The organism is Streptomyces sp. NPDC001663 (genome assembly GCF_042893105.1).
Lineage (GTDB): Bacteria > Actinomycetota > Actinomycetes > Streptomycetales > Streptomycetaceae > Streptomyces.
This window is the reverse complement of sequence record NZ_JBIAUR010000015.1, coordinates 164,871-177,571: the sequence shown is the minus strand read 5'-3', so window position 1 is coordinate 177,571 and position 12,701 is coordinate 164,871. Positions and strand designations below refer to the sequence as shown.

At 68.9% G+C, this 12,701-nt stretch carries 10 protein-coding genes and 1 tRNA gene; 4 read left to right on the top strand and 7 right to left on the bottom strand.

Features of this window, described 5'->3' with window-relative positions:
* Positions 1-58: 58 nt before the first annotated feature.
* The 6 genes from thrB to ACFY1L_RS39850 all read right to left on the bottom strand — a co-directional run bounded on the left by thrB (position 59) and on the right by ACFY1L_RS39850 (position 6,788).
* The gene (thrB, locus tag ACFY1L_RS39875) at positions 59-976 is read right to left on the bottom strand and encodes a homoserine kinase (RefSeq protein ID WP_388836040.1); all 918 of its coding nucleotides are present in this window, start codon (positions 974-976) and stop codon (positions 59-61) included.
* A 284-nt stretch (positions 977-1,260) separates the two neighbouring features.
* Entirely contained in the window at positions 1,261-2,319 is a 1,059-nt protein-coding gene (gene thrC, locus ACFY1L_RS39870) for a threonine synthase (RefSeq protein ID WP_388836037.1), read from the bottom strand.
* A gap of 6 nt (positions 2,320-2,325) precedes the next feature.
* Entirely contained in the window at positions 2,326-3,618 is a 1,293-nt protein-coding gene (locus ACFY1L_RS39865; RefSeq protein WP_388836034.1) for a homoserine dehydrogenase, read from the bottom strand.
* Positions 3,619-3,770: 152 nt separating this feature from the next.
* On the bottom strand, positions 3,771-5,162 hold the full coding sequence (gene lysA, locus ACFY1L_RS39860; RefSeq protein ID WP_388836031.1) for a diaminopimelate decarboxylase: 1,392 nt from the start codon (positions 5,160-5,162) through the stop codon (positions 3,771-3,773).
* A gap of 16 nt (positions 5,163-5,178) precedes the next feature.
* Complete coding sequence (gene nrtL, locus ACFY1L_RS39855; RefSeq protein ID WP_388836028.1) at positions 5,179-6,165, bottom strand: ArgS-related anticodon-binding protein NrtL; 987 nt, start codon at positions 6,163-6,165, stop codon at positions 5,179-5,181.
* 155 nt (positions 6,166-6,320) lie between these two features.
* Positions 6,321-6,788, bottom strand: a complete 468-nt coding sequence (locus tag ACFY1L_RS39850) for a response regulator (RefSeq protein WP_388836026.1) — start codon at positions 6,786-6,788, stop codon at positions 6,321-6,323.
* 454 nt (positions 6,789-7,242) lie between these two features.
* On the opposite strand from ACFY1L_RS39850, the gene ACFY1L_RS39845 reads away from it, so the two are divergent.
* From ACFY1L_RS39845 to ACFY1L_RS39835, 3 genes are all read left to right on the top strand, one after another.
* A tRNA-Arg gene (locus tag ACFY1L_RS39845) sits at positions 7,243-7,314 on the top strand.
* Positions 7,315-7,507: 193 nt separating this feature from the next.
* A complete protein-coding gene (locus ACFY1L_RS39840) occupies positions 7,508-8,377 on the top strand; it encodes a hypothetical protein (RefSeq protein ID WP_388836024.1) in 870 nt (289 codons plus the stop codon).
* A 755-nt stretch (positions 8,378-9,132) separates the two neighbouring features.
* Positions 9,133-10,251 carry a hypothetical protein gene (locus ACFY1L_RS39835; RefSeq protein WP_388836021.1) on the top strand — a complete coding sequence of 373 codons (1,119 nt, stop codon included), beginning with the start codon at positions 9,133-9,135 and terminating at the stop codon, positions 10,249-10,251.
* A 314-nt stretch (positions 10,252-10,565) separates the two neighbouring features.
* Here ACFY1L_RS39835 and ACFY1L_RS39830 read toward each other — a convergent pair whose 3' ends face one another.
* Complete coding sequence (locus ACFY1L_RS39830) at positions 10,566-11,618, bottom strand: Ku protein (protein WP_388836019.1); 1,053 nt, start codon at positions 11,616-11,618, stop codon at positions 10,566-10,568.
* A 62-nt stretch (positions 11,619-11,680) separates the two neighbouring features.
* On the opposite strand from ACFY1L_RS39830, the gene ligD reads away from it, so the two are divergent.
* On the top strand, positions 11,681-12,562 hold the full coding sequence (gene ligD, locus ACFY1L_RS39825) for a non-homologous end-joining DNA ligase (RefSeq protein ID WP_388836016.1): 882 nt from the start codon (positions 11,681-11,683) through the stop codon (positions 12,560-12,562).
* Positions 12,563-12,701 lie beyond the last annotated feature (139 nt).

Below are 12,701 nucleotides of genomic sequence, written 5' to 3'. Positions count from 1 at the left end.
GTTAACACTACCGGATCCAACAAACATTCCCCCTCTCGAAATCCGGCAACCGCGCGTGTCAGGCGGCAAGCGGCAACACGCTCGCTCCCTGCGCGTCGAGGTCCAGCCGGTTCGCGGCCCAGCCCTCGCCTGCCAGATGGGCCACCTTGTCGGCACTGTCGGCATCCGCCAGCGCGAGCACGGTGGGCCCTGCTCCTGAAATGACTGCCGGGACTCCGTCGGCCCGCAGTCGCTCCACAAGGGCGGCGCTCTCCGGCATGGCCGGAGCGCGGTACTCCTGGTGGAGACGGTCCTCGGTGGCGGGCAGCAGCAGCTCGGGGCGCCTGGTGAGGGCCTCGACGAGCAGGGCTGCACGGCCTGCGTTGGCGGCGGCGTCGACGTGCGGCACGGAGCGCGGCAGCAGGCCGCGCGAGGTCTCGGTCAGGACCGGCTTTCCGGGCACGAAAACCACCGGAACGATGGAATCGGCGGCATCCATCCTGATCGCCCGCGCGGCGCCCGCCTCCATCCAGGAGAGGGTGAAACCGCCGAGCAGACACGCCGCCACGTTGTCGGGATGGCCCTCGATCTCGGTCGCGAGCTCGAGCAGGGCCGTGTCGTCGAGCTTCGACTCGCCGCCTATGGTCACGGCTCGCGCGGCGACGATGCCGGCGCAGATGGCGGCCGAGGAGGAGCCCAGGCCACGGCCGTGCGGAATGCGGTTGGCGCACACGATCTCGAGGCCGCGCGGCTGCCCGCCGAGCAGGTCGAAGGCGGTGCGCAGGGAACGTACGAGAAGGTGCTGTTCGTCACGCGGCAGCGTCTCGCTGCCCTCACCCGCGATGTCGATGTGCAGCCCGGAGTCGGCGACCCGCACGACGACGTCGTCGTACAGCCCCAGCGACAGGCCGAGGGCGTCGAAGCCCGGGCCGAGGTTGGCGCTGGTGGCGGGGACGCGCACCCTGACGGCGGCGGCGCGGAACGCTGGACCGGCCATCGCTCGATGACTCTCCTTGAGCTGCGTGATTGTCGAAGACATTCGATACGTACGGGAGGACCCCGGGGGCCCGTGGGAACCGCTTCCGGGCCGCGGGGACGGCGCGGCACCCAGCCGGATGCGAGGCATATGCGGCGGGCGGGTTCAGTACAGCCTATCGAAGGAAGGTTCTGTGGCGACATAGGGCGCACAGGAGGCGCACGATGCGTACCGTAAGCCCCCTGTGCACCCCTCCCAGGGAATCCCCGAATGAGGACGCCCCGGGGAGGTGCGGGGTTGCTCCGTCAGGCGAGGCCGAGGCGGTCGGCCGCCGTCGCGGCGTCGACCGGGACGGTCACCGGCTGCGGGGCGCCGGCCACGGCCCAGTCGGGGTCCTTGAGGCCGTTGCCGGTGACGGTGCACACGATCTTCTGGCCCGGGTCGACCTTGCCCTGCTCGGCCGCCTTCAGCAGACCGGCCACGGAAGCGGCCGACGCGGGCTCCACGAAAACGCCCTCCTGAGCGGCCAACAGCCGGTAGGCGCGCAGGATTTCACGGTCCGTCACCTCGTCGATGAGACCGCCGGACTCGTCGCGCGCGGCGAGCGCGTACTGCCACGAGGCCGGGTTGCCGATGCGGATGGCGGTGGCGATGGTCGAGGGGTCCTTGACGACCTCGCCGCGCACGATCGGGGCGCTGCCGGAGGCCTGGAAACCCCACATTCGGGGGGTCCTGGAGGCGACGCCGTCACCGGCGTACTCCTTGTAGCCCTTCCAATAGGCCGTGATGTTGCCCGCGTTGCCGACCGGCAGGACGTGGATGTCGGGCGCGTCGCCCAGCATGTCCACGATCTCGAAGGCGGCCGTCTTCTGGCCCTCGATGCGCACCGGGTTGACCGAATTCACCAGCGCCACGGGGTAGTTGTCGCTCAGCGCGCGGGCGAGGGTGAGGCAGTCGTCGAAGTTGCCGTCGACCTGGAGGATCTTGGCGCCGTGCACGAGCGCCTGCCCCATCTTGCCGAGCGCGATCTTGCCCTGCGGCACGAGAACCGCCGAAACCATGCCGGCGCGCACGGCGTACGCGGCGGCGGAGGCCGACGTGTTGCCGGTGGAGGCGCAGATCACAGCCTTCGCGCCCTCCTCCTTGGCCTTGCTGATGGCCATGGTCATGCCGCGGTCCTTGAAGGACCCGGTGGGGTTCGCACCCTCCACCTTCAGGTGGACCTCGCAGCCCGTGCGCTCGGAGAGCACCTGCGCGGGCACGAGGGGCGTGCCGCCCTCACGGAGCGTCACGACCGGCGTGGTGTCGGATACCGGCAGCCTGTCCCGGTACTCCTCGATGATTCCGCGCCACTGGTGGGTCATTGCTGGTTACTCTCCTTCAACCCGCATGATGCTGGCGACACCCCGCACGGTGTCGAGCTTGCGCAGCGCCTCGACGGTCCCCGAGAGGGAGGCGTCGGACGCGCGGTGGGTGACGACGACGAGGGAGGCCTCGCCGTCCTTGCCCTGCTGCCGAACCGTATCGATCGAGACACCGTGCTCGGCGAACACGGTCGCGACCTGGGCGAGAACACCCGGTTTGTCCGCGACGTCGAGGCTGATGTGGTACCGGGTGACGACGTCACCCATCCCCGACACGGGCAGCGCGGCATACGCCGACTCGCCGGGCCCCGTTGCCCCGCTGAGTCGGTTGCGGCAGACGGCGACGAGGTCGCCGAGCACGGCGGAGGCGGTGGGCGCGCCGCCGGCTCCCGGCCCGTAGAACATGAGCTGGCCGGATGCGTCGGACTCCACGAACACGGCGTTGTACGCGCCGCGCACGGAGGCGAGGGGGTGGGTCAGGGGGATCATCGCCGGGTGCACGCGCGCCGTCACGGACCCCCCGTCCTCCGCACGCTCGCAGATGGCGAGCAGCTTGATGGTGCAGCCCATGTTCTTGGCGGAGGCGAAGTCCGCGGCGGTGACCTCCGTCATCCCCTCGCGGTAGACGTCGTCGAGACGTACGCGCGAGTGGAAGGCGATCCCGGCGAGGATGGCGGCCTTGGCGGCGGCGTCGAAGCCTTCGACGTCGGCGGTGGGGTCGGCCTCGGCGTACCCGAGGGCGGTGGCCTCGTCGAGGGCCTCCTGGTAGCCGGCCCCCGTGCTGTCCATCTTGTCGAGGATGAAGTTGGTGGTGCCGTTGACGATCCCCAGCACCCGGTTGACCTTGTCGCCGGCGAGGGACTCGCGCAGCGGCCGGATCAGCGGGATGGCACCGGCGACCGCGGCCTCGTAGTAGAGGTCCTTGTCGTGCTCCTCGGCGGCGGCGTGCAGGGCGGCGCCGTCCTGGGCGAGCAGCGCCTTGTTCGCGGAGACGACGGACGCGCCGTGCTCGAAGGCGGTGGTGATGAGGGAGCGGGCGGGCTCGATGCCGCCGATGACCTCGACCACGACGTCGATGTCGCCGCGTTTGACGAGGGCGGTGGCGTCGGTGGTGATGAGCTCGGCGGGGATGCCCTCGCGGACCTTGGAGGGGCGTCGTACGGCGACTCCGGCGAGCTCGACGGGCGCCCCGATCCGGGCGGCGAGGTCGTCGGCGTGCGTCGTCATGATGCGCGCCACCTCTGAGCCGACAACCCCACAGCCCAGCAGCGCCACCTTCAGCGGACGCGTACGCATCATCCGACCTCGTTTCCTCATACCGTCTACGGTTCGACCAGTCTCACTCACCGGACGGGACTTTCTATCCCATGTCCGGATCGTGAGACATCTATTTCATTTGTACGGGGGTGGAAGACAGGAGATCTTCCACCCCCTCCTTCTTATTGGGTGGTTCACCCGACGTCGAGACGCAGGAGGTCCTCCTCCGTCTCGCGGCGGACGATGACACGGGCCTCGCCGTCGTTCACGGCGACGACGGGCGGCCGGAGCACGTGGTTGTAGTTGCTGGCCATGGACCGGCAGTACGCACCCGTGGCGGGCACGGCGACGAGGTCACCCGGTGCCAGGTCGGCGGGCAGGAACGCGTCCTTGACCACGATGTCCCCGCTCTCGCAGTGCTTGCCGACGACCCGGGCGAGCATGGGCTCGGCGTCGGAGGTGCGGGATACCAGGGCGACGCTGTACTCGGCGTCGTACAGCGCGGTGCGGATGTTGTCCGACATGCCGCCGTCGACGGAGACGTAGGTACGCAGCCCGTCGAGGGGCTTGACCGTACCGACCTCGTAGAGCGTGAAGGCGGTGGGCCCGACGATGGCGCGCCCGGGCTCGACGGAGATGCGCGGGGTGCGCAGCCTGGCGCCCTCGCACTCGCGGGTGACGATCTCGGTCAGTGCCTTGGCGATCTCGTGGGGTTCGCGGGGGTCGTCGTCACTCGTGTACGCGATCCCGAGCCCGCCCCCGAGGTCGATCTCGGGCAGCTCGACACCGTGTTCGTCCCGGACGTCCTTGAGCAGCCCGACCACCCGGTGCGCGGCGACCTCGAAGCCGGACATGTCGAAGATCTGCGACCCGATGTGGCTGTGAATCCCGACGAGTTCGAGCCCGTCGAGCTGAAGGGCACGCCGTACGGCCTCGGCGGCCTGCCCGCCGGCGAGCGGAATCCCGAACTTCTGGTCCTCGTGGGCGGTGGCGATGAACTCGTGCGTGTGGGCTTCCACGCCGACGGTGACACGGATCTGCACGCGCTGCCGCTTGCCGAGGGACTGGGCGATGTGGGCGACGCGGACGATCTCCTGGAAGGAGTCGAGGACGATACGGCCGACCCCGGCGCGGACGGCCCTCTCGATCTCCTCCGTGGACTTGTTGTTGCCGTGGAAGGCGATGCGGTCGGCGGGCATCCCGGCGGAGAGGGCGGTGGCGAGCTCGCCGCCGGAACAGACGTCGAGGTTGAGTCCTTCCTCATGCAGCCACCGCACGACGGCACGGGACAGGAACGCCTTCCCGGCGTAGAAGACGTCGGCGTCGTGCCCGAAGGCGGTGCGCCAGGCACGCGCGCGTGCCCGGAAGTCGGCCTCGTCGAGGATGTAGGCGGGGGTGCCGTGCTGCTCGGCGAGGGTCTTCACGTCGATACCGCCGACGGTGGCCACACCGTCCTCGTCACGCGTGACCGTCTGGGCCCAGACCTTGGGGTCGAGGACGTTGAGGTCGGTGGGCGGGGCGGAGTAGTGGCCCTCGGGAAGGACGTCGGCGTGACGGGGCCCGGCGGGGTGTGCGGAACGGCTCATCTTCTTGGCTGGCTCTCTAGAGGTGTTGGGGTGCGTCGATGCCGAGCAGGGACAGGCCGCCGGCCAGCACCGCCCCGGCGGCTTCGGCGAGCGCGAGCCGGGCACGGTGGGCGGCCGAGGGTTTCTCGTCACCGCGCGGAAGAACGGCGGGGAGGAGAGGGAGGACGGCATCGGCGACGGTGACGAGGTGCCGGGCGAGACGGTCGGGCGCGCGGTGTTCGGCGGCACGGGCGAGGACGCGTGGGTGGTCGGCGAGGACGGCGAGAAGAGGAATGGCCGTGTCCTCTTGTACGTCTCCGGGCTCGGGGGTGAAGCCCAGGTCGGCGGCGTTGCGGCTGAGGGCCCGGGTGCGGGCGCAGACGTAACGGACGCGGAAGAGAGGGTTGCTCTCGCGCTGGACCAGGTGGTCGGCGGTGATACGGGGCCGGTCGTGGGCGGCGGGATGGAGCAGGGCCCAGCGGGCGGCGTCGGGGCCGAGGGGGGCGGGGTCCTCGGGGGCGGGCACGGGCCGGAGGTTCACGGGCTCGCGGTGGTCGACCTCGGCGCGGCCGCCCTGGGAGCCGACGATGCGCACGAGGGCGTCGGCGACGGCTTCGGCCCGGACGTCGTACGGAATGCGCAGTTCGACGACCTGCCCGGCGAGAGCGTCGCCGTGCCCGTAGGCCGTTCCCGCATGAAGGATCTCGCCGATGAGCGAGGCCGCGGATGCCGATGCCACTGCCCCCTGCAGGCTGATGTTGATGAACCCCGGCCCGGTGACGACGACGTCGGCGACACCGTCCGTCCGGGCGAGGCGCTGCCGCAGGATCTCGGCGACGCGCCGGGGCGGCTGCCCGGCGGGGCGGGCGAGCTGCAGGGCGATGTTGGTGGCGTAGTCGCCACAGCCGCCGGGGCCGGGCGGCGCCACAACGGCCCGTTGCGGCACGGCCACGCTCAGCTCCCCCTCGTCGACAGCACAACGCACCGCGCGCAGCACGGTGCGGGAGAGCTCGACGGGGGTCACGGGTCAAGCGTATGGGAGGAGGGGGGTGGGTAGGCGAGCCGGTTTGGGCGAGGGTCCGGGATGTGGGACGGAGGGTGACCTGCGGACGACGGGGGTGACCTGCGGACACGGCGCGAGGGCGGGAGACGGGGAAAAGGGTGCGCGATGGGGCGGGCTCAGGCGCCGGCACGTCCGGCCCGCTCGGCCTCACCGACGCCGAGCACGGACGACGCGTCCTCTCCCCCACCCCTCCCGCTCCGCCCGTTCCTCTTCCGCTCGATCAACTGCTGTACGAGGCGCACGAGTTCGGCGGGTTCGAAGGGCTTGGCGAGGAAGGCGTCGACGCCGACGTCGAGGCCGGCCTCGACCTCGTAGGAGGTGCAGGCACTGACGATGGCGAGAGGGAGGTCACGGGTACGCGGATCGGAGCGGAGGCGGGCGGCGGTACGGAGTCCGTCCAAGCGGGGCATAACGACATCGAGGGTGACGACGTCGGGCCTCACCTGATGAACGACATCCAGACACTCGGCACCATCGGCCGCGGTCACCACCTCGAAACCCTCCAGCTCGAGATTGACCCTGATCAGCTGCCGGATGACCTTGTTGTCGTCCACAACAAGCACCCGGCCCGACGCGCCTGGCACAACTCGAGAGTAGGTCGGGACCGGCCATCGCGTCCGGGTTTTCTCTACTTCTGGCTCGGGTGGGGGACGGGGGTGTGGGTCGGGAGGGCGGGGGTGGGGGGCTGTGCCGGGTGGGGGTGCGGGGGCTTGTGGCGGTGGCGGTAGGTGGCGAGTCGGGGTGGGGGGCGTGGGCTTGTGGCGGTGGCGGCAGGGGGCGAGGTCGGGGTGGCGGTGCGGGGGCTTGTGGGGTGGCGACAGGGGGCTACGTCGGAGTGGGGGGCGGGGTGGTCTGTGCAGGGGGCGGCCGGGCAATCGGTGCACGTGCGAGGGGGAACTCTGTGCCCGGGTGGCGGGGTAACGGCGGGCCCTGCGGCGAGGGGTGACGGCGGGGGCGACGTCGGAAAACCCGTTCATGAACACCCCGGGACAGCTGGTAGGGTTCTACCCGTCGCCGCGCACACAGCGCAGCGGACACGCCCCCGTAGCTCAGGGGATAGAGCAACGGCCTCCGGAGCCGTGTGCGCAGGTTCGAATCCTGCCGGGGGCACTCGCCGGTCAGATACCCAAAACCACGTTCTGACCAGGGCGGATGCCGACAGAAAAGGGCGGGAGTCAGTCTCACTGACTCCCGCCCTTTCTCACTCTCTCTCGCGATTCGCGTGTAAGGAGCGTGTGGGTGCTACGGCCGCCGCTTGCAGGCTGGGCTTCCTGGTCCGGTTGCGTCCCTGGAGTGCGGCACCATGACAGGCATGGACCTTGAGGGGATAGGTGCGGTCGCCACGGCCGTAGTGGCGTTCATCGGGATACCCGCTACCGTGATCATAGGCCGATGGCAGACCAAAGCCGCATTGCGCACGGCAGAAGCCACCAGCGAGGCGGGGATAGCTCAAGCCGAATCTTCATACCGTGCAGCATTGGACGCTGTCCGGGCTGAGACACACGCAACGCACTTGCAGTGGCATCGCGGCATCAAGCGGGAAGCCTACGCCTCGTTCCTCCTCGCCGCCCATCGCGTAAGGGAAGTGGGTGAGAGATTCGCCGAGGACAACACGGAAGAACTCCCAATAGAGAGCATTAGGGCCGGGAAGGCCGCTATTGACGATGCTCTCGCTGCCCTCAAGGCGACTCAAACAATCATCGAGCTAGAGGGACCCGAAGACGTAGCTGCGTCTGCCGCAGTGATGACCAATGCCGTTAAGGTGATGGCGATCCACTTTGGCTACCAGGCCACTTTTGAGAGAGCGTTGGGAAAGCTTCACAGATTGATGGATGATCAACCGCCGAGCGTGAGTGCCCCTGCCGAAAGACTAATTGAGGCGTTTTCAGATCTGCGCCGTCTCCACTGGACAGCCTCTCCCGATTCAGCTGCGCTGGATGAACACGAGGCTCACGAAGTCAACGCCGCGAAACTGTCCTGCCGTGAGGCAGGAAGAGCGCTACCACCCAACTCGCTTGAATACGATGAGTTCGAAGCACTCCTTGAGGGACACTCGCCCTACCCTCCAATGCTCAGCGAACGGTACTCCCAAGCCATTCGTCAATTTGACGCAGAAGAAGTGGCCTTCGTTCGAGCCGCGAAGGTGGAGCTACATGGCCAATTTACTATATGAAGTTTCCCTGCCGCCCGCGTCTTCAGAGTGAAGAAGCCTGAGCGAACAGCGAAGTGCGCCAGCCGATACAGAGAAGGTGAGCGGCCCCAGAGGAGTCCGCTCAGCCTTGGAGTCCCGAAGAGCCGACAGAGGAAGCGAATGGCTCGCCAGCCACGCACAGACTTTCTTCAGGTCCGGCGGGGGTTCTTCATCCTTGTGAGCCGGTACGACGGTCCACCGTACAGCGCGCCGTACGTCTTCCAGATCCGGTGTTCCAGGGCTCTTCCCCATCATGCCTAGAGCTGCGGTAGCGAGGCTGTCCGCCAGCCCCTCACACGTCTTCGCTGCGGCAGTGCGCCAACGCATTGCCATGTACTCGCGAGAGAACTCCCACCATGACGGATCCAGTTTGGGGTTCGCCTTCTCCGCCGCTGCCCGAAGCTCCGATTCGGGCCGACGCTGGAGACGGACCTGGTCACCATCGGTGGGGGTGCGGCGGGTGTGGGGCTGCTGATGGTCGTGGGCGCCGTGCTGATCGGCCGGGCCGGTCGTCGGCGCGCGGCGGCGATGGCGACGCCGACGGCGACGACGTTCGGAGGGTACGGCGGCTGAGCCCATCCGTGTGAGGACGTGCACGAGGGCCTCGGACCGTCCTCGTGCACGTCCTCTCCCCGCGGGGCGAGGACGTGCCGCGGGGAGAGGACGTGCCGCGTTGTCAGTGCTCGTCCGCATACTGGATCACGAGGGGTGGCCGACCGCTGGGGCGAGGGGGATCCGTGCGGACTGTGTACAGCGGTGAACTGCCGGTCAGTTACAGGCAGTTCTACGTGGAGAGCCGGGCCGATGAGCGTGGCGCGGATCATCCTTGGGATCCCCGTGCCGGGCAGAGCAACGGGCTGTGCGGTGCCGCTGTCCCCGGCCACCTTTTTCTGACCACCGGTCTGCACACCGGGGATGTGGGCCTGACCGTCGAAGTGCACGACACCGCGCCTCCGCTCGACGATGAGTGGGAGGAGGTGGTGGAGGTCTCGTTCCGGCCGAACTCTTCCTCAACCGTCTTGCTGCCGTGGGGTGATGGGCCCTTGTGCGACGTGGGTCTGGCCAGGACGGACTACCGGGTGCGGTACTGCGGACGCGGTATGGATCACACGCCGGACGACGAGATCGCAGTCCTCGAGGGCGGGGAGCCGTTCGATCACTATCTGCTGCAGTTCTGGCCGGCTCCGCCCGGCGCGGACCGGATCGTCCGGCAGACGTCGGAGAGTGCCGCCTACTGGCACGAAGCGGCTCGTCGCCAACCGCCGCCGCCCTCACCGGAGGAGTGGGCCGAGGCCGAGAGACGTCGGCGGGAGGAAGAGGAGCAGGCCGAACGGCTCGCGCAGGAGAGGGCAGAAGCGGAGGTCTGGGGTGGGCTGTTGCCCAGTCCGCGTCTTCGCGAAGTCGGCGGCAACGTGAGAGGGCTCGTACGGCTGGATCGCGAGCTCATCGACGCCGTCGAGGCGGCAGGGGCCACCGGGCAGAGGATCATCGCCCGTTGGACCGCCCGTCGCGCCTTCGCGCACGCCGGGCTGAGCGACGTCGACTGGATCGCGCCGGCGCTTGCGGCGTTGGACCGGGGAGACGAGCTTCCTGCGCCGTTCGACGACGAACAGCGCACCTGGGACCGCTTCTTCGCCGACCGGCGCATTCCCCGCACCCGTGTGGACACCACCGACGGCAGCCGGGACGACTTCCTGCAACAGGCCATGGCCATACACGCGCTGTTCGCCGCAACCGGAACCGACCCTCTACGCGCGGCACTTGACGCACTCTTCGCCGGGGCGTCCACCTACGGCAGCGCCTATCCACGCCTGTTCGCAGAGGTTCGTCGGCAGTTTCCCGTGCTCCAGCGTTAGGTGGGTGCTGTCGAGGGGGGCAGGCGGGCCACTCGTAGGCAGCGGACGCAAGAACGACCCCATGCGCAACAACTCTTCGCAGACGCTGCCTCGTTATGGCAGAGCGTGCGCCCGCCTCTACGTCAGCGGGGTGCGGCGTGCGAGTCAGTGTCACAACATCACGAAGTGAGCGCGCCATCGTCGTGTCTCTCGCCGTGGGTGGGCTGGCTCGTTGGGTCTGTCTGTCATGGATGACGAGGACGAGCGGGAAAAGCAGGACGAACGTATGTAGCGGGACGGCGCAGTGTAGCGCATGTGCACAACCGACGCGCGCGTCAGGCCGTGCGTTTGCGGGATGCCGTCTTCTTCGGCGGCGTCGTCTTCGCCGTGCTCTTCTTCGCCGCCGTCTTCTTCGTCCCCTGCGTCGATTTCGCCGTCTTTGCCGTCGACTTCTTTGCGGCAGCTGTCGTCTTCTTCGCGGTCGTCTTCTTCGCCGTCGACGTCGACTTCTTGCCTGTCGTCTGTTTCGGGGTCGCGCGGGCCGACTTGCGGGCGGGTAGGCGTCGCACCTCCGCCCCCTCCGGTGCCGACTCCGGCTCCTCGCCCCGGGATTCCTTGGCCGCCTTCACGCTGTTCTCCAGTGCCGCCATCAGGTCCAGCACCTTGCCGCCCCGTGCCGGCTCCGGGGCCTCAGGGGGTGCCTCGCCGGCCGCCTTTGCCGCTACGACCTCCTCCAAGGCCTCGCGGTACTCGTCGTGAAGTTCGGTGAGGTCGATCTCGCCCAGGGTGTCCATCAGGGCGTCCGCCAGGTCGAGTTCCTTGTCGTTGACCCTGACGTTCGTGTCGGGGGCGACGCCCTCCGGGGCGCGGACCTCGTCCGGCCACAGCAGCCCGTGCATGGCGATGGCGTCCTCCACCACCCGGAGCATCCCCAGGCGTTCCTTGCCGCGGAGGGCGAACTTGGCGATCGCCACCTTGTTGCTGCGCTTCAGGGCCTCACGGAGCAGCGTGTACGGCTTGGCCGCGGGGGCGCCGCCCGCCGCCAAGTAGTACGCCGCGTCCATCTGCAGCGGGTCGATCCTGTCCGCCGGCACGAAGGCCACGATCTCGATCGTCTTCGCCGTCGGGAGCGGCAGGTGCGACAGGTCCTCGTCCGTGATCGGGATGATCGTGCCGTCCGCGTCCTCGTAGCCCTTGCCGATCTCCGACCCGCTCACCTCCTTGTCGTCCAGTTCGCACACCTTGCGGTAGCGGATGCGGCCGCCGTCCTCCGTGTGGATCTGGCGGAAGGAGATCGAGTGGGTCTCGGTGGCGTTCACCAGCTTGATCGGGATGCTGACCAGGCCGAACGAGATGGCCCCGTTCCATATGGATCGCACGTGCAGCACCCTTTCGGTCTGTTTACGTCATTCACGCCGTTCTGGTGGCGTTTGCGTGAGATTCTCATCGTATGACGCCGATCACAGAGGTGGAGGGGAGACGGCTCGCGCTCAGCAACCTCGAAAAGGTGCTGTATCCGGGGAGTGGGTTCACCAAGGGGGAGGTGCTGCACTACTACGCCACCACCGCCGAGCATCTTCTCCCCCATCTCCGCGACCGGCCCGTCTCCTTTCTGCGGTATCCCGACGGGCCGGGCGGGCAGGTCTTCTTCGCCAAGAACGTGCCTCCCGGTACGCCCGACTGGGTCACCACCGCCGAGGTGCCGCGGGTGGAGGGGCCGGCCCGGATGGTGCTCGTACAGGATCTGGCCAGCCTCATGTGGGCCTCGAATCTCGTCACCGAATTCCATACGCCGCAGTGGCTCGTCCAGGATCCCGGCGTCGCCGACCGGATCGTCTTCGATCTCGATCCCGGGGCGCCCGCCACCATCGTCGAGTGCTGCCAGGTCGCGCTGTGGCTGCGGGAGCGGCTCGCCGCCGACGGTGTCGACGCCTTCGCCAAGACCTCCGGGTCCAAGGGGCTGCATCTGCTCGCCGCCGTACGGCCGACTCCGTCCGAGCAGGTCAGCGAGTACGCCAAGCAGCTGGCCGTCGAGGCCGAGCGGGCCATGCCGCGGCTCGCCCTGCACCGGATGACCCGGAGTCTGCGGCCCGGGAAGGTGTTCGTCGACTGGAGCCAGAACGCCGCCCGGAAGACCACCGCCACGCCCTACACCCTGCGCGCCCGGCCGGAGCCCACCGTCTCCGCGCCGGTCACCTGGAGCGAGGTCGAGGAGTGCGGGGCGCCCGCGCAGCTCGCCTTCCGGGCGCCCGACATCGCGCCCCGCCTCCAGGACTACGGCGATCTGCTCGCTCCGCTGCTCGACCCCGACGGCGCCGCCCCGCTGCCCTGAGCTCACAGCTCACAAGGCCACAGTTCACAGCCCACAATCGGCACCCCCAATCGGCAGCCACGTCGCGGCAAACCCCTCCAACGGGTGCACCGCGCACGGCGTTCAGAGGGCACTTCATGAAGCAGGGGGCACTTCGGCG

Excerpts from the sequence above, each read along its gene's own strand:
- lysA (WP_388836031.1), bottom strand. The coding sequence starts at position 5,162 with ATGAGCCGTTCCGCACACCCCGCCGGGCCCCGTCACGCCGACGTCCTT.
- ACFY1L_RS39840 (WP_388836024.1), top strand. The coding sequence starts at position 7,508 with ATGACAGGCATGGACCTTGAGGGGATAGGTGCGGTCGCCACGGCCGTA.
- thrC (WP_388836037.1), bottom strand. The coding sequence starts at position 2,319 with ATGACCCACCAGTGGCGCGGAATCATCGAGGAGTACCGGGACAGGCTG.
- ACFY1L_RS39865 (WP_388836034.1), bottom strand. The coding sequence starts at position 3,618 with ATGATGCGTACGCGTCCGCTGAAGGTGGCGCTGCTGGGCTGTGGGGTT.
- ligD (WP_388836016.1), top strand. The coding sequence starts at position 11,681 with ATGACGCCGATCACAGAGGTGGAGGGGAGACGGCTCGCGCTCAGCAAC.
- thrB (WP_388836040.1), bottom strand. The coding sequence starts at position 976 with ATGGCCGGTCCAGCGTTCCGCGCCGCCGCCGTCAGGGTGCGCGTCCCC.